The organism is Paenibacillus sp. MER 99-2 (genome assembly GCF_023714095.1).
Taxonomy (GTDB): Bacteria; Bacillota; Bacilli; order Paenibacillales; family Paenibacillaceae; genus Paenibacillus.
The window spans coordinates 1,388,798-1,409,296 of the sequence record NZ_JAMAUZ010000001.1 but is presented as its reverse complement, the minus strand read 5'-3'; the positions used below and the strand labels follow the sequence as shown (position 1 = coordinate 1,409,296).

Here is a 20,499-nt window from a genome sequence, read left to right as displayed (position 1 = left end):
TTGTATCGAATTTTGACCGTTACGATTCTACATATATTTTTACGACAATGATCTTGAGCGAATGAAATAAGCGGTGGATTTCTTCACAATTGAAGAGATCCACCGCTTATTTTATAGGGCTGTAAGCGAAGCAAGCTTTTTAACGCCAAAAAAAGTCGCTATAGAAGCAACTTCATGATGGGGTTCGGGTTCTGGTGACAGGATAAATCGGACTATACTGCACCATTACCACTATTAATCTCTTTCGGAATCATACATGGCGTAACCGCTCTTACCATTTTTCTTAATTCGGTACATAGCTTGATCTGCATACCTTAGCAGCTCAGCTGGTTCATCTGCATGACGTGGATAGATGCTAATCCCAATACTGAGTGATAGATTAATGGAATATCCGGGGACTTCGATCGGCACGGAAAAGGCTGCTCCCAGCTTCTCGCATACGACCTCTGCATCGTGGTCATCGTTCAATTGGTTTAAGATGATACTGAATTCATCTCCACTTAGCCGAGCCACACTATCGGTACTCCGAATGTTTTCCTTCAATCGTTTCGCAGTTTCCACAAGCACCTGATCTCCCACTTCATGTCCATAGGTGTCATTAATCTGCTTGAATCCATCGGTATCCACAAAAAGAACAGCGAATCTCCCCTCACTTGGCTCGGCATGGTTAATGGCCCAGATTAGACGTTCGTTGAAGGCGCGGCGATTAGGCAATCCCGTAAGAGAGTCATGCATCGACAGATGTTTGCTGATCTTCTCGGAGATTTTAACTTTGTTATATTCAACATCCAATTCCTTGATCAGATTCTTCAGTTTATATACCCGTGTGCTCGTATTTGTCATATCACTGATCTGAATCATCGCATAACTACGACCATTTTCGTATAAGGGTTCAACATGCATGTTTTGTTTGAAGAAGTGTTCATCTTCGTTTTCTTTAGGCAGGAGAAATGCCTTATGTAGAGCGCTTGAACAGAACCTGCTTTGCCCTTGGTACAACGCATTTTGCAGTATGTTCTGATACATGTTTAATTTGAATCTTGGGCATACTTCAAGCAAATTCTGCCCAATCACCTCTTCTTTACTTTTACCAGTGAATCGTTCCAACCAGCCATTCCAGAGAATCACTTTTAGTTGCCTATCAATGATGAGGATGCCCATGTTGATTTTGCCCAAAGCCTGTATGACGAGATTATCCATGGTGCTCCTCCAATAATGCATTCATTTTTTCCAATAGGCTTGAGATAGAGTTCATGCTTAGCGCAATAAGAATGATCCCTTTCACATTGGTATCAGCAAGTAAGAATGAAGTATGGAGAACCAGCACATATACATCGTTCTGAAGCAGGATTTGTGGATCAGAGTGTGTCACATGCAACAGTTCAATATCCGGCAACACATATTCTAACTTCATCTCCAGAAAATTACCGAATTCTCCAATGATAGCATTAAGCAAAATATTGCTAACTTCCTTGAGCACATCCAGATCCGTGTCCAGTAAGCGACATTCCTCCGGGTCAATCGTCTCTGTGAGTTCTCCAAGACACATATTCGCTAACACTTTAGCCTGCTCAGCAGGGAACATAAGGAACGCTTTCCCCTGAAAATCGTATCCGAACTGCAAAGACGATCTGAACAGATGACCTTCACTAAAAAAGAGTTTATATCGTCGATCTCCTGGATCAACGTCAGATATCGAGATGAGCTCTACTTCCGGTATGCTCAGTACAATATGCTTGTCGACAATCTCGGATAGCATATTGGCCGCTTGACCAACGTAAACGTTCACAAGTTCAGTCAGCATATCCTTCTGCAATTCATTCAGCATGATGCGCCACCTGAATCATTTGAATCAAAGTGTTTGCTTTTTCTACAGTTAATGGCTTATTCAAAAATCCAGAGATCCCCAGGCTCTCAACTTCTTCACGAGTCACCTTCTGAATATCTGCGGATAAAATAATAATTCTGACTTCACGGTCGTTCTCACGAATCATACGAAGCATCTCTTGACCACTAAGGTTAGGCATGAGCAGATCCGTCGTTATAAAATCCGGCTTGAACTCCAGGTACTGTTGGTATCCGTCTTCTCCATTGTTTGCTGTCTGAATTTCTGATTCTGGAAAATGATCTGCAATCAGCTTACTTAGCATTTTCTGTACAAAGATAGAGTCTTCCACAATTAACACTTTCATTATTTACTCAGTCTCCTCGATAAAATTTGAAGGGCGCAGGATGAGCAAGCGCTATGGACAGTTCTGAGAAGGAGCTTTGCGCATAGTGGCACCCCTTACAAGTGACTGACTGGTTATTCAAGCAAAACAATATAAATTATAGTAACTTTAATTCAATTGTCAACGATATTATAGAATAAAATCGATCTATTTACGCATTAATTCGCACAAAATGAGTCGTACCGTCCTATAACACAATGGTATTTTGCTTGTAGTTTATTGCATTTTACATGGTATTTATTGAATACGCACGTCGATGCAGTGCATTAATAAAAAGCACCACCCTATCCTCTCTACACAAGGTTCAGCTTGCGCATGGAGGACTACGGTGGCACTCTAGGTTAGGTTATTTAAATAAACGTTGGGAAAATAAATAAAGGTCATTTCTCCACACCGGCCAGTCATGTCCTCCGCTCTCTTCATACCAGATATGAGCCACTCCATGCTGCTGCAAGTAGTCATGAACTCCTACGCTAATATGAAGCAGATTGTCCTGATCACCACAAGAGAGCCATAACAACCTGAGGAGTGCCGACACCTCTTCCGAGTCGGGCACAAGCTGTTCTGGCGTTTTGGTGTTCGGTGCAGCGGAAAAAGCTCCGACCCAGGCGAAGGAATTCATATTATGAAGTCCGATGTTTAACGACTGACCTCCACCCATGGATAAGCCTGCGATAGCCCGATTATCTCTGTTGCTGTATGTGGGATAATTAGAGTCGATGTATGGGATGAGATCATCAATAAGATCCGATTCGAAGCGTTCAAAGGCTGTTATTTTCTCCGGATCAAACAGATCTCCCTCGGCTCGATCATTCGGCATTGCACGACCATTAGGTAATACAACGATCATCGGTTCAAGCAGATTGTCAGCATATAGATTGTCGAGAATAATCTGCGGTGCGCCATGATTGTACCATTCCATCTCGTCTCCACCAATCCCGTGCAAGAGATAAAGAACAGGATAACTCTCTTCCGATGAGTACTCCGGTGGTGTGTATACCAATGCTTTACGCAAATTGCCTACCGTTGTAGAGTTGTATTCCACCGTCTTAATTACACCGCGCGGGATGTTCTCCCGATATTGATCAAATCCTGCTGGTGCTACAAAGTTCATTTTCCATGACTCCCTTCAGCTCAACGTATACTTTCACCTTTAGAGCTACATCTAGGCCGCCTTTTGTTAATCGACATATCCGAAACCTAGAATGGTAAACCGCTTGTCTTCATAACCTTCTGCCATTTCAATCTCAATCTTGTGTTCACTGACTTCAGTTTCATTAATTAGAAGCGTCGCATGACAATGTGTCCAATTCACTTGGTGTGGATCGGCTTGTATGATGTGTTCATCATCTACTCTAATGTTGGCGGTACCAAATTCATCACTACTGGAATCCTTGAAAATCAATATAAGACGCTTGCACCGCAAATATAACGTAAAACGATTCCGCTCTTGCGTGCCCGTTTTGTTGTACATCCAATTATTAGGAAATAAAGGCGTGCCATAGTCATGATCATGCATCTCCGCCATCTGTAGATCTGTATCCGTATGTTGGAAAGCGCCTATTTCAATTCGTGCAATCTGATCAACGTTCTTTCTATCTAGCAGTTTAACATTTACAAAATCATTTCCAATTAACGGTTCCTTCTCATGCGTCTGTTCTTCCTCATCGGGGACAGAATGATCCGTAACCTCAAACAGATGAACAAGCGTATCGGCCATGATCCGGTGTCCCAAGTTTGTCGGATGATATATATCATGGAAATACTGTTCTTTGGTAATCACGTTGCCTTCGGTTGGGTTCTTCTGGAATTGCTCTACCAGAGCGTCCTTCATGCTTACCATGGGCAGATCGTAATGCCATCCGATTGGGGCCAGTCGATCCTGTAGATTCCAATCATTCTCGAACACGCTAAAAAGCAAGATCACCGCTGGCTTGTTATCAGCAGCAAGCGCTTTGACCACCAAGCTTTCATAACAATTCCCCTTGGTCTCGTCATCCGCGTCATTAACGGCAAACTCGATGATCAGAATGTCCGGCTGAACCTGACCATCTCGAAGCACATCCCGGTCATAACGAATGATTCCAAGCTCAGAAGGTGTCCCGCCTACACCGGCTTTGATCAGGTTAATCGAACCTCCGTCTGAGGGAGCATACCTATTTTTAAAATGTTCATATGAAAGATAAGCATAGCTTCGTAGATGGATGGGGATAGCACCTGCACCATGGGTAATTGAACCCCCAATGTAAGCAATATTAACCATGTCACCTGTTCTAGCTTTCTCAATAGCTCGCTTCAACCTAACATTGTTACCTCTGTTCAGAAGAGATCGTTCGATCAACTCACGATATGTCTGAGATTCAAAGTCTACCTGCGTCTCATTCGCTGATTGTACAACGCCTACAGGATCACGTGTTGCTGAATATTCTCGTTTATCATCTACATTTCTTTCATCGTCTAACATGTTGTATCATCACGTCCTTTCTGTTCCCATCTAGCTCTTTCCCTCCGAGTGTAGCGCTCACATTCTGTAACAACAACCTGACAAAATATAGAACTTGCCTCAATATATCATTTGGATTGGGTGTCTAACAGACGTGATAAAGAAAACCTATAATTTCTCATGTAAACGCTTTAATTTATAGAGTCGAACCGATGTTACAATAGGATAAACGGATTCATTAGAGGAGGTAAATCATGCAAATTACAGGGCAGAGTGCATATGATTCAGGTACGTATACCAATAAGTTTCAACAATTAGGATATAGCGAACAAGAGATTAACACACGACTGGAGTTGACATGGGACGAACTGTTTTATGGAGATGAGCAGACACGAATCTATTACCCCATGGGTGAGGACAAAGGCTTTTTGCTTGACACAGGTAACCACGATGTACGCTCTGAGGGTATGTCTTACGGGATGATGATGGCTGTACAGATGAACAAAAAAGAAGAATTTGATCGTCTATGGAACTATGCCTACACATACATGCAGCACACCGAAGGACGATATAAAGATTATTTTGCATGGCACTGTAAGCCTGACGGAACCCGGATCTCACAAGGACCTGCACCTGATGGTGAAGAGTTCTTTGCCATGGCTTTGTTGTTCGCCTCTAACCGCTGGGGAGATGGCGATGCTCCTTACAATTACCTAGAACAAGCTCGAAAAATTCTCCGTGCTTGCATTCATCAAGGTGAGAACGGTGAGGGTGATCCCATGTGGGATCCAGAGACTCGGCTCATTAAATTCGTTCCCGAAGCGCCATTCAGTGATCCATCTTATCATCTTCCCCACTTCTATGAACTGTTCGCCATCTACGCAGATGAGAGCGATCAGGCATTCTGGCAAGAGGCCGCGGCAGCAAGTCGGGCATATCTGCATACCGCCTGCCACCCTGTTACAGGACTTTCGCCAGAGTACGCCAATTATGATGGCTCACCTGCTCCCATTCAGCCTCACGGTGACTATAGGCACTTTTACAGTGATGCTTATCGGGTCGCAGCAAATGTTGCGCTGGACTGGGAATGGTTCCGCAAGGATCACTGGCAAGTCGAACAATCCAATCGGATTCAGTCTTTCTTCAGCGACATTGACGTATCCGATTATCGTCGTTATACCATTGAAGGCGAAGCCTTTGACGAACCTTCCTTGCACCCCATAGGTTTGCTTGCTACCAACGCTATGGCTTCACTGGCAGCAGACGGCCCGCATGCAGAGTCATTTGTCCATCAATTCTGGAACACACCTCTGCGCAAGGGAGAACGCCGCTACTACGACAATTGTTTGTACTTCTTCAGTCTGCTTGCCTTAAGCGGCAGATATCGGATTTATTAATTTACATCGTAAACAGAAGACGCATAAAACCCTCTGGTTTCTTTAGGAGCCAATGGGTTTTATGCGTCTTCTGAATTTTTACTCATCCTAATTCTTGAATGTCATCTAAACTGTGTCATTCGAATATAAGAATCTCCTCTTCACCACCCCAAGTTACAATTACACTTTCGATATCTCTCCAGTCTTCCACACTACTTCTTGTTGGCAACTGAATGACTTCATTCGGCTTAATAGAAACATGAAGTGTGTTACTAGTAGAACTGTTATTAGGGTGTAGAATATTAATCTCTACCTGTTCATCAACTGGATCTTCTCCAATGTATTGAACGGAAGGAACCTCTTCGTACTCACCCTTGGTATAAACAAGATCAATTGTAACAATCCAATGTTCTGACTTGGCTACTAATCGCTCATTATTAACTGATGTGGTGCAGCCGCATAAACCCAATAAAGAAGCAAAAAGAATCAAAATCGCTAGTCGGCTAGAGATAAGGACATCTCCTCTTTTTTTGCCCATATTATAGCATAATCCCCGCAACCATACAGTTGGTTTAGCCGACAATTCCTGTACGTTCCACACTCTCTACGAAGTATCTTTGAACAAACAGGTAGATTACAATCAACGGCAGGATCGCCAGCAAAACGCCTGTATCTTGAATCATACTTAGGTAGAAAGGGTCTGCCTTCGAAGCACCGTCGCTGACTTGCTGAGCCAGATTGTATGGAAGAGACGACAACTGGGTTGACATCACCTTGCTGGATGTCAGATATGTGGTCGTGTAGAAGCTATCGTTCCACTGCCAAACAAAGGAGAACAGCATCACAGTTACCATCGAAGGGATGGCATTAGGTAGCATAATTCTGGTGAATGTTCGGCCAATCCCTGCACCATCCACATATGCTGCCTCTTCCACCTCTTTCGGGATTCCCCTGAAGAACTGGCGAAAGATGAAAATATACAACCCCGCTTTGAGTGAATTCGCCGTAATGGCAGTAAGAATGAACGGCCAGTACGTGTTCAGCAGGTTAATGGGTTTGCCTGTGATAAGCGTTATAAGACCCATCAGATCAAAGCTTTTTAGATTAAGATAGACCGGAATCAGAATCGTTGTTGGTGGAACAAGAATCGTCAGAATTACGCCAGCAAACAACCAGTTACTGCCTTTGAATTTCAATCGGGCGAACCCGTAACCAGCAAGTGCGCATGAAGCTGTCGTTAGTAGCGTCGTTGTAGCAGATAACGCAAATGTATTAAACAGCGTTACCCAGTAATCCATGACGCGAATTGCTTCCTTGAAATTGTCCACGGAGAAGTTCTGGGGAATCCACACAACGACTGCTGAATACAGATCTCCCTTATCCTTAATGGACGTTGAAACTTTCTGAAATATAGGAAAGAGGATGACAAAAGAGAGTCCGGTAATTAGAACAAAACGGATGATAGACCACAGCCAGCCCTTCCAATGTTCTAATGATAATAATCGTGAAGTCGTCACACTGAACCTCCTCCTTTCTAATCTTGATAGAAGACACGTTTCGAGAAAATAATAGATACGATGACCAGAATAATCGCAATCGCTAAGAAGTAGACCCATGCCATAGCAGAGCTTAGACCAAAATCAAATTTAACGAAGCCAGTATCCCGGATTAGTTTTGTCATGGCGTTATTGGCAAACGAATCAATGATCGTATAGATTGCATTAACGAAAATAAGCGGACTCACCATCGGAAACGTGATCTTCCAGAACGCCTCGTATCCGGTCGCACCTTCCATCTTAGACGCCTCATAGAGTTGAGGAGAGATCGTCTGAATACCAGCAAGAAAGATCAAAATCTGTACACCAGATTGACTAACAATCTGATAGATTCGATCTACGGCGCTGCTTAAATAGGTGACAACCCATTCACTCACTCCAGCATCAAGCATAAGGTTCTCCAATTCGAAAGTCCCCAGCGAGCTTCCACCTGTACTACTTTGATTAACCGCATCAATCAGACTTGTGCTCTCCAGTGTCATGATTACGCCTGATGCAAGAATAACGGGCAAAAAGAAAATCGAACGTGCTACTGCTCTACCTCTGAATTTCTGGTTCAGGATAACCGCAAGGAACAAACTAAAGATGACAATAAGCGGCACGTTCACAAGTACATCTGTTACCGATTCGATGAGTGCCCGGTTGAAGCTCGTATTCACGGTCAATGCCTGAATATAGTTGGCGAACCCAGTGAATTGAATTGCGATCCCTTCTGCATTCGCCTGAATTGTACTCAGGCTGTACCTTAGGGAAGCCAGCAACGGAACGAAGAAAAACAATACAAATCCAACAAGCCAGGGAAGCACGTAAATCATGCCCCACATGGCTTTCTGCTGAGCATACGTACGACTTCCCCATTTCCACTTCAGGAGCGTCTTCAGAGCTGCTCACCACCAGTCACATAACTTTGAGCTTCCACAATATGATTCTCAACTTCCACAGGAAAGTCGTTATAATTCACGATGACGAATCCGCCGCCCTCATACGTTGTCTGAAATACACCTTCTGAGACGGGGTGATGCGCGATCATCGAACGACCTATAAACGGCAGGTTTGCCTGATTAACCTCTCTGTACATTTCTGCTGCCAGGTCGATCCATTGCTCATAATTCGCCGCATAGAGATGATCAAAATCAGTCTCTTTCACCACATGATTGGGCGCATTGAACCAAGCAAAATATGGACTCGCTCCATATTCAATCAACTTCAGCACATACTGTCTAGCGTTCGTATATGTCGATAGATTATAAGGCGAACCGGTATAGCTGATACTTCCGTGCATGACAAGCTGAAAGAACGGAATCTCTTCATCCTCCAGCTTGAATCGACTACTGGTCATGGGAGCATCTGTCAGACCTGTGACATAAGGAAGTGCATAAGCATTCCCTCCCTGAGCAACCACGGAACCAGCCTGCTGCTTGATCTGTTCAAGTGCTGTAGTTACCTTGCCCAGCACCTCAGTTCGATCCATCAGCTTCTTCGGATTCATGTCACTATTCAATTGTTCTGCCAGATCTGACAGGGAAAGCCCCTCCGTTTCAAGCGGTTTAAGCGAACCGAGCATTTTATCCGTCACATTGCCCAGTAGATTCGGAGAGAGAATGTATGAAGGCGATCGATCCCGGTTGGGACGTTGGATTGCACGATTCATCGGATAGTGCACCGCCGGTTGCTGGGTTAGCGTGCGGGACGCCTCTCTGGATGGCTTGAATCCACCTTTGGAATGCACGTTTAATACCGCCACATCTGGATAAAATCCAATGCCGGCATCGCGAGCAAACGTACTGAATTCACGCATTGCTTTTTGCCCGCCGATGGCTCCGTCGACTTGAATTGAATCCGGTATTCGGTGATGAATTCCACCGTTAAGCCATCCTGCATAACGAACTTGAATATTAGCAACATCCTTCTCCATTAATGTAGAGAGTATCTTCTCTGCTTCGTCGAAAGTGGTTAACGCCTGTGTAGAATCGTAAGGAATGCCCAGCATATGCTGTCTTGTTGTTATACCTCCGAATAGTTTGAGATAAAAAGGGATGCTGTCCTGTTCCTTGCTAGCTTGTTGCTCGGGCAACCCGCCAGTTCGTTGCAAGTAACTTCGATACACGGAGGCAAGACCCGAATAACTAGCCTCTTCTGCACCTACAAAAGCATAACGAACGACAAAGTCAGATACCGTCGGCTTCTCCTGGAATTTCGGAAGTGTTCGTACCATATCACTCGCCTGTAGTGTAATATCGCTCTTGTTTACCACGTAGAAACTTGGATATACGTTGTTGTAGCTATTCAGCTTGCCACTGATATCCGCGTTGACAACAGCAACGGCATCCCCTTCCTCAATAATGCCTAGAAATGCCCCCTCTGTCCGAATTAATCCAAAGACCGGCAATCTTGCTTTGGCTTCATTAGAACTCGCTTCCCGCAGTTTCATCGTGAGATCCGGCCCATATATATCCTGCTGATAGGCAGGGTATAGCGTCTTCCCATTGTTAAAATGAATCAACGCTCCTGAGCCGTCGGGAACCAACATAGAGCCCTCTTCACTTGTACTGCCTGCACCGAAATACTCCAGCACAGATAGGCTGTTAATTGGATATTCCTCTGGAAAATGAATGCCCGAGGAAGGTACCCGTACCAACAGATCCTGTCCGTCCAGCTCATATTCCATCGTAAGCATGAAGAGTCGTGGCCCACTTCGTTCCTGCTCGATGCCATGTTCCGCATGGTCTTGCACCAGATCCTCTTCCGTGTATCCGGCTTCATCAAAAGCTTTCAAGGCTCGGGATAACTGCAACCCTTGCAGCGCTTTATCATTTCGAACATAGACGCCCTCGTCCTTGTCTTCTGCATAACCAATCTTCAGGGCTCGTTCCCCAACCTTGTCGAGCTGAGCGAGTAAGTCTTGCTCGAAACGTTCTTTGCTAATCTTGACTGGCAAGTCTTCGATCGAACGCTCGGTACTCCCAAACTGATAGTGAACCCGTACACCATTTGGCAATGCTTCATAGCTGATCTGCTTATGTCTGACACTATCGGTATAAGAGTTCACAGTACTGCTCTGACCAAGACTGTTAAAGAAGCTGAGCCTGGTTTGCGACGATAAAAGATCTTTGTTAATCCCTGCTGCAATCGCATCCTGCTCTCGATCTGTCGGATTGCTGCGCCAGATTTGCCCACTTTCCCTATGAATAACTGCTATTTCGGCAGTCTCCTCATGAATGAACAGTTGTAACGCTTCATTTTGGGCAATCCCGAGCATGCCTTGTAGACGATCATCACGAAAGGAGGATTTTAGTTTTTCTCCGGGAGGCAGGGAAGGTAGATCAGCCTGATCAACGGCATTCGCACTCACTTGGGTTAATGGTGAGGGAGAGAACTGACAACCGCTGAGAAGTAGGCTGCTTATGAGCAGCATTCCAGTTATTTTTTTGACTACGGCGTATTTCATTGCATGTTCCCCTCCCTTAGCCCCGAAGTACTAATTCCTGATAGATAGTCACTGCAAAAGATACGATCTGCTGTACGAGACTGAAGAATAACAGGCACAAAAATGCCATGAATGCCATAGCTACAAGTGTTAGGAACATGGTGAGTATCGTTTTGGCTGGCGTATACTGGTGAACCGTCATATTGCCAACGAATAACAGGTACACCGTCCAGACAATAGCAATCGCATTAGAGAAATAATAAAAGGCGGTTTCCTGTACAGAGATGACAAGACTCAGCCAGATCCATGGAAAGTGAATCAACAATAATGGTACCAAGGCGAAGCATGTAGACATAAAAATTTCGGAGAACTTGCCTTCCCCATCCATCAGTGTCGTTAAGGACCAGTTCGCAACGCACCAGAACAGCACTGGAACGATGACATATACCATTTCAAGCAGACTGTTTAGACGTTTCGGATTGTTAAAATTGATTAGAAAACCACTGTACTGTGCATGCAAAATCTTAGTCATAATCAAAAGCAGCATGATCACACCTGCAATCAGCAGTGTCATTTTCTGATTCCGCTCATATTTCAGTTCCCAATACCCGTCAAACGGATGAAAAATGAGATGCAGCGGATATTGGTATAATTGCTTACTTGACGCCAGCATTCGTTGTCCTCCTTTTCTGCCTACGAACGATCATGACGGTGACAAGCGAACCTACCGCTAACAATAGTCCGGACATCATCCATGAGAAATGCTCACGCATCAGCTCTTTGCGGAACAACAGAAACGCTTTGGAATAACCAAGACGCTCCATGCTACGCTTGAAGTATTGTGCAGAATCTGCATATTCCTTCTGGCGGAGCAGAGCTTTACCGATGCCGGCATAGGCGTATTCCAGATTGGCGTTCATCTCGGCAGCTTTGGCAAACAGCAACGACGAATGATCTTCGTCACCGTTATAATAACTGCGTACCGCATCGTGTAATGTACGCCCATACTCGGTCGTTTGAAAGACAGTGATTTCACCGAGTGCTTTGTCCAGTACAAGGATCCTCTCCCCAGCACGCTCAAGTGCAACAGGTGTATTAAATTGTCCTTGACGATTACCAATGCCACCAAAAATATGGAGCAGATAACCGTCACCATTGTAGGTGAAGACTCTCCCTGTATTCGCATCTAGCACGGAGTACATGTCACTGTCTCCCACATCAACATCAATCAGTCGCGATGGCCCTGTCTCAGTGGTGTACATCATATCTCCTTGTGGTGGCTGGTAGCCTTCTCTGCGCAAGATATCCGTTCCTTGGGCATTCAGCTTCTTAATTGGATCCTTGCCACGATCTCCACTTGTAGCATAGATGAATCCCTCTTCATCCATATCCAGATTCGTGAACTCGGTTGGCGTGAACATGACCATCTGACTCCGCTGCTCACGAGTTGCAAATCGTTTCCACAGATACTCTACCGGGTCAACCTGAACCCGATTAGCTCCGATAAATGAGGAGAACGTGCCATCTGCGTTAAACTCCATGAATCCGTCAAAGACACCTTCAGCCATGACGTAAATGCGTTCCCCTTTGTCCATGACAACCCGTATAGGCTTAAATTGAAAGTCTGCTCGTAACAGATCTGATTGCGGTTCAGCTACAATTTTGACCAGTTGCCCCTGTTCATCTAGATGTATCACACGTTGATTATCTGAATCCGCCACTAGCAAATGCCCTTTATCCGTGACGTATAGCCCTTGAGGGTTATTAAAATGGTCTGTCTGCCCTTCCCGTTCAAATGAATCGATCACCCTAACGAGCTTGAAGTTACGATCCATCTCAATGATCCGTCCGTTGCCCGAATCCAGCAGGAAGACCCGCTGATCGGCTGTAACATGCAGGTCGCTCGGTTCTTTGAACGCATCCGTGTTCAGCTTCCTGCCCGTAATGATTGCCGTTGCTTCATATGCGGCTGGAGCAGGAACCGCTTCGCCCCAATAGGAATAATGATATGCGTCTGACGTTCCGTCTGCGTTGACTAGAGGTGCCCCATGCCCGAACAGCAGGAGGCAGACCATGCCTATGATGATCCATTTTCGTTTCTTCCTTGTGCTTGCTTGCACCTAGCTGCCTCCTTTCTAGTCCTTCATGCCAGAAGTGGCCATCGTCTGCATAACACTGCTCTGGGAGATGATGAACAAGGTGATCGGTACAATCATGAGCAGCAGGGCGACAGCAGCACCGACCCCTGCCCTCGCAATCCCCCCTTGAACAATCTGACTGAGTGCATAATGAAGCGTTTTGAGATTCTCACTATAAATGAAGCTTCCGCCATCGGTTCCCCATAGTGCAGGAAACTGCAAAATCATAAGTGTAAGCCAAGCAGGCTTCACATTGGGCATTACGATGCTCCAGAAAATTCGATATTCATTGGCTCCGTCGATTTTGGCTGCCTCGAGCAACGCATCGGGAATCTGCTCCATGAACTGTTTCATCAGGAACAATCCCAGTGAGAATGCAAGTGAAGGCACAATAATGGACGTGTGTGTGTTAATCCAGCCAAGCCATGACATCACCATGTAGTTGGGAATTGCAGTGACATGTGGTGAGAACATCAGTGACAAGATGACGATGGTGAACAACACTTTGGAGCCAGGAAAACGATATTTGGCTAGCGGATAAGCTGCTGCAGAAGCCAGGAGGATATGCCCTGCAGTTCCGACCAGCGTAATAAGCAGTGTATTAGCAATGTACCTGGATAACGGTACCCATGAGTTGCCCATAAGATTAATTAGATCTGCAAAGTTCTCCGTTGTCGGATTATTCACCCAGAAGCGAGGTGGGAAAATAAATAACTCATCCAGTGGCTTGAAGGCATTGTTCACGGCATAGATGAGCGGAAGTACCATAAATGACCCGAACAGAGCAAGCAGTGCGAATAACATCAAGCTGACGGTAAATGACCGATTGAGTTTCTTTGGCATACCAAAGGCAGCCCGTACCTTGCTGGTCATTGTCATTCACCTATCTTTCTCAGCATTTTTTGCGTTAGAACGTTCGTCCCCAGCATCAGTGCAAACAAGACGGTAGCGATTGCCGAGGCGTATCCCATCTCGAAGCGAATCGTACCAAAGTCCATCAAATGAGTGACAACGGTATGCGCAGCATAGTTCACACTTGGGAAACCTGCTAATGCAATGGAGATCTCTGCTACTGCGAACGAAGCGGTAATCTGCATGACTGCCCCAAACATTAACTGTGGTCTCATCGAAGGCAATGTAATAAACCAGAGTTCCTGCCACCGGTTCTTAATACCGTCCACAGTGCCAGCTTCTACTAGAGAACGATCGATGGTCTGAAGCCCTGCAATAAAGGCTAGAAAGCTAGTACCTAGACTAAGCCACAGCTGTACAATGATGACGATGGCTAACACGTATTTCTCATTAGACAGCCATTGAACCGGCTCCAGTATGATGCCAAGCCGCATCAAAAATCCGTTCATATACCCATAACTGTCACCAGAGAAGATAATCAGCCAGATGAAGAAGACATTGCCCGATATCGAAGGTGCATAGAATACCAGCGTCATCACTGCCCGAATTTTGGGTGACAGCTCATTAATGATCCAGGCAAATAAAAAGCATGCAATATAACTAACTGGACCCGTGATAACAGCAAAAAGCAGCGTGTTTTTGAGTGCGATCAGAAATACGTCGTCATTTAAGAAAAGGCGTGAGTAATTCTGCCAACCGATAAATCGCGGCAACTCCAACATATTGAAGTGAAAAAAGCTTAAGCCGAGCGAAATACCGACCGGAATGACCGTAAACATAAAAAAGATCAACATGAACGGTGCCATCAAAATATAATAGTGCCTGCTGAGATATAGATCCCGTTTAAGCAGGGTCCACCAGCCGACGTGGCGCGCTTGGATGGCAGGAGCGGCGGCTGTCTTGGTTGTTTTGGCTTGCAACCGTTACCCTCCCTTTCCTCTATTTCAGATTAAATTCCTTACGTTTCAATTCAATCTCATCATCGATATACAATACATAATCGGACAAGGCTTCACGTGGATTCTCATTGGCGTTAACAACCTTACGGAAGGCATTATCTAGATGTCGACCGGTAAAATATCCTCCCGGAACTTGCGGAATGCCCTGTACCCACTCCCATTGCTTCTCCAGGTTTTGATAATCCTTCACAGGCCAAGGTAATTGCTCCAGAGCCTCCATATTGGCTGTTGGATAACGAGCAGCCGCGCCCATCAGACCTTCCATTTCTCTGCCGTATTCAATCTGTGTCTGCTCATCCGTCCACCATTTCATAAACTTCCATGCGGCTTCTTTGTTGTTGGCATTTTCAAGCATCATCACGGCACTGGTCGAGCTAGCTACTTCATGTCGAATCGAACCATCCGGAAGCTCTGTACCCGGAACAATTGTGAAGTCCCAAAGGTTACGTATCTCCGGCGCCATGACCGTCAACATGTTATACGTGGTGTAATCAGCAATACCAATTGGCATCTCTCCAGTACGGAAGCGGTTCGGAAAATCAGCTTTCAGCGGGAATTTGTAATTGGTATAAAATTGCGTCCAACGCTTGAACGCATCCATCGAAATTTCCGAATCCAGCGCACTCTTCTTCTGATCCTCGGCATAGAAGGTGCCATCATTCTGATACAGGAGCATAGCAAAGGTTGCATTCGGCACCAGATTGGCGTTATTCAGCGTATCCTCAATAGGCAGATAAAACTCCATGTTATGCTTCTGTAATACAGCGATCGCGTTGTACACGTCCTGCCACGTTTTGGGCGGTTCTAACTCCAGCTCACTGAGAACATCTTTTCGGTAAAATAACATTGGAAATTGCTGCTGCTCCGGAAGTGCATAGACGCCATCGTTGTATCGGTAAGGCGTTAATCCACTTGCACGGAACCGATCAGCAATTTCTTCAAAGTCGGAGAACGTGCTCAGATCGGCTGCCGCATTCCGCATCGCATAGTTTACGGGAATATCTTCACCCATCTGCATAGCCACATCAGGTCCTTCGCCAGCAAGTGTCGCAGGTAGCAAGATGTTAGGCGGCACAAGACGCAATTGTACGGAGACATCGGTATCTGGTGTAAATGAATCGTCAATCAATCCTTTTAACACTTGAGCCTGATCTCGTCCGGTCGTAATCCATACGGTAATGGAGTCCTTCTTCTGTTCCACATTACCGATACTGTCGTAATCCTCCGTGTAGGATGCGACGTAAGCACCCATCTCGTGCTTCACTTGCTGAAATACGGTCGCTTCTGCTTCTGGCAATGTCTCATCTGGCGAAGACACAACCAAGTAATCCAATGTAATTGGTTGTTCTCGGACTGACAAAATCCACGTGCCGAGTCCACCTACATTAATTTTGAACGTATCCAGACGTTTGGGTATCGTCTCCGGTCTAGCCGCCATATCCTCTAGCTGAACGACCATCGCATGCAAGATAGCAACTTTGTCGCTCTGCTCTCCTGTTGCCTGTTCCAGATAATCTGCTACAGAACGAAGTGTATTCGCCTGCCGCTCAAAGACCTCTGTCATCTCTGGGATGCGGCGTTCCAATTGATAATCCCTTAGCGGATCAGGTGTTTTGGAGGTAATCATCAATATTTTGCGGTACATCTCATTCAGTTCAAGCACACTGGATTCCACAGTACGAAGGAGCGGCGCAATATCCCCAAGTGTTACCGTCATTCGCAGTCGATGCGTGCCTTTTTCGAGATGGAACAGATAGGGCTTCTCATCACTACTTCCCAATACCTGAGTTTGCCAGGCTGGACTGTAGTTAAATCGAAGACGCTTCATCTCCTTAAATGGAACTTGGCCGTTAATGGTCAGACTACGGGTGGCATAGACACCGCGCAGTTGATCCTGCTTCACCTTTAACGCGATCTGGTATAGCCCATCTTCAGGCACCTCGACCTCCCACTCGATCCATTCGCCAGGCAACTTCCAATTGATGCCGCCAATGGCATTGACTCGAATTTTGGATACGTCGTAGGGCTCCAGCGAAGGGCTCGAACGATCCGATATTGGTGCAAGCGTAGGGGATGACTTACTCACGGCCTGTTCTCCTTGGACCTTCAGCATCAATGAGCTTGCTTCTGTCAGACCGCGCGAGGCATAGACCTTCTCTACGTCTGCATAGGAAGGAATGTCCTCTTCCTGGTACAACTCAATGTAATCAATCGCCATACTCTCTCTCAGCGAGGTGAGCGATAACTGTTGGTTTCCTTTTTCCAAATAAAACTGAAATGGTTCCTCGAAGTAGCCTGCACTATCTTTGAACGCAGCAAGCTGCCATTCAGGCTGTTCGACTTGTCTTGGTCTGAGGTCATTGCCGCGATCGTCCCTGCGAATGCTATCTTCACGATTGCCCCATACTCTGTCGAATAAAAGGACGTCTGCTCCCCGGAACGGAACCTCCCCGTTCAGCTCCAGTCTCCGTTCTATGCCTGAACTTTTGCCTGTAACGGGATAATAGTGAATACGAAGGTGGTACAGCCCACTCACCTGCACAGGAACATCCCACCGAATACTTCCCGTTTCCGGCGTAATTACAGCACTCCCATCCAATCCGGCATAACCCTGCACGACCTCAAACCCGTCACCATCGGTCTGGGCATAAGCTTCGCCTTCAATTCGCACGGTTTGTAAAGGTTTGGCTGCATTCGAATGGGTAGTCAGGTAATATTCATAGCTGCCTGAATCCTCGGTACCCGATATCGCCTCATAATCCTCAAGCGCATGCACTATTCCCGGACTCCGATCCCGCGATGGATATAAGGTCCATATGGAGAACACCAGAGCCACAACGAGCACAAGGATCAGTGCCTTTTTCTTTCGTGACCGCATGTTCGAATGTATCCCCCTTTCCTGTATGCGTAAGCAACAACGACATGATGAGCTAATCCAGGCAGACCGCGTCCTAGAGGCGATCTACCTGGGATTTTAATAGTGTAGTTTATTGGTATACCTCATCAATTGCAGCTTGAAATGGTGCTTTGTATTTCTCGATCAGGGTCGATACCGATACGCCTTCCTTCAGCTCAGCGTCGAAATCCCAGAAAGGCAGGGAAGGGAACGTATTATGATCAAGCACTAACATGCCCTCTGCTACCGTTCTGGCATTGTTGATGTCGGCTTCATCTGCCAGATTAGTTTCTAACGAAGATTGTTCTGGATAATCATAGACCGAATCAATTTCATTGATTTTTTCCCAGATATACATTAGTTGCTCGGGATTCTCCACCGCTTTAGGAATCGTTAGTGCTTGGTAACGTGATTCACCGGAATGATATGCTGAAGCGCTCGGCCCTTTCGGAAATGGCACAAAGCCGATGTCGTAATCCTGCATGTCTGTCATAATGCCACTAACCTCGTACATCGCACCGGAATACATCAACGTATTGCCTTGACGGAAAAACGTAGCTGGCTCCGTCCAATCGCCGCCTTCCGTCGCTCTGCCAACCTTCTCTGTCGCAAGCTTAGACAGGAAGTTCAATGCTTCTTTGGTTTTCGGATCTTCCAGGTTCTGTTTATCCTCTTTTGTCAAAGACGCTTCGTTCGAGTAGAGGATCGGTTCAAGCAGACCCGTCTGTGCTAACCCCCACGTATCCAGCTTACCGTCGTTATTGCGGTCTTGATTCGCCTGCTTCGCAACACTAATGAACGTATCCCAGTTCCACTCGTCAGCATCGACATATTCCTGTAGCGGCTTCAAGCCGAGCTCCTGCATTAATGTACGGTTATAGAATATTCCATTGATGAACGAAGACTTATCTTCCGTAAATCCATAACCCTTTCCTTCGTATTGCATATATTCCTTGGTCGTTTTCTGATTGAATACCTTGTCGTTTTTGATGTAATCATCCACCGGCCACAACAGATCTTGTTTGGTCAACGCTGGAATCGCATAGTTTTTGCCTAACCTCACCAGATCACCCAGCGGTTCACCCGCCATCAGAGAAGCGACCACTTTCTCCTGGTATTCTCCAAAATCAATCGAGACGTATTCGATCTCAAAGTTATGCTTTTTCTTCAATGCTTCCAGATTCTCCATTCGCTGAATATTGTCCGGGTTGCTATCTGTAATTTCCATATCCCACCAGGCAACCACTTTGATCGTTCTTCCTCCCATATCAAAATCCATCTCTGGTGTGGACAATTCATTTTTTGCCTCTGTTTCGGTCGTTGCTTGCTCCTCTTGCTCTTGCGGTGCTGGTGTTTCCGGCTCGGGCTGAGCTGTAGGTGCGGAACTACATGCTGCAATCAATAACATCAGTGCACATACCAAACTCAATAACATAAACTTGTTTTTTCTCATCCTCTTCCCCCCTAATGTCGTTTGCTCTCAAAGTGTATCGCTCATATGAAAGCGCAAACAACCTGCCAAAATGCAGGTATTTACCCCGATGAACTATAGAACACCTGACTTTCTAGCCAATAACGAAGCGTTACACCTTCAAATGGTAAAGAAATGCACCATCTGCAAAAATATGGACATTGTATGCGCTTTCTTTTGTTCTCATAATGAAAGTACGCCTTATTTCAGTGGAACTATCGGTTGAAAATTCAGGAGAAGGTGAGGTCTTGCTTTATGTACAACATATTACTTGTGGATTATAGTCGTCGTTTGTGCAGAGAGCTTCAACACCTGTTACAACACAACAAATCAGACTATAAGATTGCGGATTACGTCTTTGACTCAGCAGCTGCTTTGACCGCTATATCTAAACAGGACTTTACTGTCGTTGTCATACATACAGAGCAGTGTGATACCGCTGGGCTGTGGCTATGTCATCACATTCGCAAAATAAGCGAAATCCCTATCCTGCTAATAGGTGGAAGGGATCACTTCAAGCTTGTACGCAAGGCGTTAACATATCAGGTGAATGATTACTTGCCTTCTCCTGTCAGTCCCTCCGCTCTGCTTAGTAGTCTGCATGAACTACGCACGAAGCTGGAACCATCATCTACGAAGAAAACAGCAGCCCTCACACCACCTATTCAAATTAATGGTAAGGCGATGGACTCTAGTCATGTGATTCGAATTGTCAAAGCGTATGTAAGAGATCATCTGGGTGATGAGATCACACTAAAAAAAATATCCGATATGCTGCATTTTAACTGTGCGTATCTCGGACAGAAATTTAAGCTTGAAGAGAAGATGTCCTTCAATGACTACATGCTGCAGCAGCGGATGGAAAAAGCGAAACAGCTTCTCCTATCCACGAATCTGCGAATATACGAGATTGCTGTTGGTGTAGGTTATAAGGATATCGACTGGTTTTACAAAAAGTTCAAGGCTTGTACGGGATCAAGCCCCAATGCGTATCGACGACAAAAAATCCACACCGCTTAGGCATGGATTATCAGGATCTATATGCACATAATTGAAGTAAATATATTGGCATTCCTCTACCTACGAGACA

17 protein-coding genes are annotated in these 20,499 nt (G+C 45.5%); 2 read left to right on the top strand and 15 right to left on the bottom strand.

Translation table 11 applies throughout. The features are described from left to right. Positions 1 to 234 precede the first annotated feature (234 nt). The 5 genes from M3636_RS06380 to M3636_RS06360 form a co-directional block, all read right to left on the bottom strand. The gene (locus tag M3636_RS06380; RefSeq protein ID WP_251381600.1) at positions 235 to 1,200 is read right to left on the bottom strand and encodes a sensor domain-containing diguanylate cyclase; all 966 of its coding nucleotides are present in this window, start codon (positions 1,198 to 1,200) and stop codon (positions 235 to 237) included. Beyond that, the gene (locus tag M3636_RS06375; protein WP_128101845.1) at positions 1,193 to 1,828 is read right to left on the bottom strand and encodes a chemotaxis protein CheC; all 636 of its coding nucleotides are present in this window, start codon (positions 1,826 to 1,828) and stop codon (positions 1,193 to 1,195) included. The genes M3636_RS06380 and M3636_RS06375 overlap by 8 nt, the downstream gene beginning before the upstream one ends. After that, on the bottom strand, positions 1,818 to 2,192 hold the full coding sequence (locus M3636_RS06370) for a response regulator transcription factor (protein WP_128101844.1): 375 nt from the start codon (positions 2,190 to 2,192) through the stop codon (positions 1,818 to 1,820). The genes M3636_RS06375 and M3636_RS06370 overlap by 11 nt, the downstream gene beginning before the upstream one ends. 385 nt (positions 2,193 to 2,577) lie before the next feature. After that, entirely contained in the window at positions 2,578 to 3,345 is a 768-nt protein-coding gene (locus M3636_RS06365; protein WP_251381598.1) for an alpha/beta hydrolase, read from the bottom strand. Positions 3,346 to 3,411: 66 nt separating this feature from the next. After that, positions 3,412 to 4,695: an SGNH/GDSL hydrolase family protein gene (locus tag M3636_RS06360; protein WP_251381596.1), complete on the bottom strand. Its 1,284-nt coding sequence runs from the start codon at positions 4,693 to 4,695 to the stop codon at positions 3,412 to 3,414. Positions 4,696 to 4,928: 233 nt separating this feature from the next. On the opposite strand from M3636_RS06360, the gene M3636_RS06355 reads away from it, so the two are divergent. Beyond that, positions 4,929 to 6,071, top strand: coding sequence for a family 8 glycosyl hydrolase (locus M3636_RS06355; protein WP_145407517.1), 1,143 nt, complete (start codon positions 4,929 to 4,931; stop codon positions 6,069 to 6,071). Between the two features lie 115 nt (positions 6,072 to 6,186). Here the strand turns inward: M3636_RS06355 and M3636_RS06350 are convergent, their stop codons facing one another. From M3636_RS06350 to M3636_RS06305, 10 genes are all read right to left on the bottom strand, one after another. Further along, on the bottom strand, positions 6,187 to 6,588 hold the full coding sequence (locus M3636_RS06350; protein WP_251381594.1) for a hypothetical protein: 402 nt from the start codon (positions 6,586 to 6,588) through the stop codon (positions 6,187 to 6,189). Between the two features lie 34 nt (positions 6,589 to 6,622). After that, positions 6,623 to 7,567 carry a carbohydrate ABC transporter permease gene (locus tag M3636_RS06345; RefSeq protein ID WP_251381592.1) on the bottom strand — a complete coding sequence of 315 codons (945 nt, stop codon included), beginning with the start codon at positions 7,565 to 7,567 and terminating at the stop codon, positions 6,623 to 6,625. A gap of 17 nt (positions 7,568 to 7,584) precedes the next feature. Next, entirely contained in the window at positions 7,585 to 8,430 is an 846-nt protein-coding gene (locus tag M3636_RS06340; protein WP_145407515.1) for a carbohydrate ABC transporter permease, read from the bottom strand. 53 nt (positions 8,431 to 8,483) lie between these two features. Next, entirely contained in the window at positions 8,484 to 11,054 is a 2,571-nt protein-coding gene (locus M3636_RS06335) for a DUF5696 domain-containing protein (RefSeq protein WP_251381591.1), read from the bottom strand. Positions 11,055 to 11,070: 16 nt separating this feature from the next. Beyond that, the gene (locus M3636_RS06330; RefSeq protein ID WP_128101837.1) at positions 11,071 to 11,706 is read right to left on the bottom strand and encodes a YIP1 family protein; all 636 of its coding nucleotides are present in this window, start codon (positions 11,704 to 11,706) and stop codon (positions 11,071 to 11,073) included. After that, the gene (locus M3636_RS06325; RefSeq protein WP_251381590.1) at positions 11,690 to 13,153 is read right to left on the bottom strand and encodes a hypothetical protein; all 1,464 of its coding nucleotides are present in this window, start codon (positions 13,151 to 13,153) and stop codon (positions 11,690 to 11,692) included. The genes M3636_RS06330 and M3636_RS06325 overlap by 17 nt, the downstream gene beginning before the upstream one ends. A 15-nt stretch (positions 13,154 to 13,168) precedes the next feature. Next, entirely contained in the window at positions 13,169 to 14,044 is an 876-nt protein-coding gene (locus tag M3636_RS06320; protein WP_145407513.1) for a carbohydrate ABC transporter permease, read from the bottom strand. Positions 14,045 to 14,046: 2 nt separating this feature from the next. Next, positions 14,047 to 14,964, bottom strand: coding sequence for a carbohydrate ABC transporter permease (locus tag M3636_RS06315; protein WP_440131349.1), 918 nt, complete (start codon positions 14,962 to 14,964; stop codon positions 14,047 to 14,049). A gap of 58 nt (positions 14,965 to 15,022) precedes the next feature. Beyond that, on the bottom strand, positions 15,023 to 17,920 hold the full coding sequence (locus tag M3636_RS06310; RefSeq protein WP_145407512.1) for an extracellular solute-binding protein: 2,898 nt from the start codon (positions 17,918 to 17,920) through the stop codon (positions 15,023 to 15,025). 109 nt (positions 17,921 to 18,029) lie between these two features. Then, the gene (locus M3636_RS06305; RefSeq protein WP_128101834.1) at positions 18,030 to 19,391 is read right to left on the bottom strand and encodes an extracellular solute-binding protein; all 1,362 of its coding nucleotides are present in this window, start codon (positions 19,389 to 19,391) and stop codon (positions 18,030 to 18,032) included. 273 nt (positions 19,392 to 19,664) lie between these two features. Here M3636_RS06305 and M3636_RS06300 point away from each other — a divergent pair, with 273 nt between their 5' ends. Further along, positions 19,665 to 20,429 carry a helix-turn-helix domain-containing protein gene (locus M3636_RS06300; RefSeq protein WP_251381589.1) on the top strand — a complete coding sequence of 255 codons (765 nt, stop codon included), beginning with the start codon at positions 19,665 to 19,667 and terminating at the stop codon, positions 20,427 to 20,429. Positions 20,430 to 20,499 lie beyond the last annotated feature (70 nt).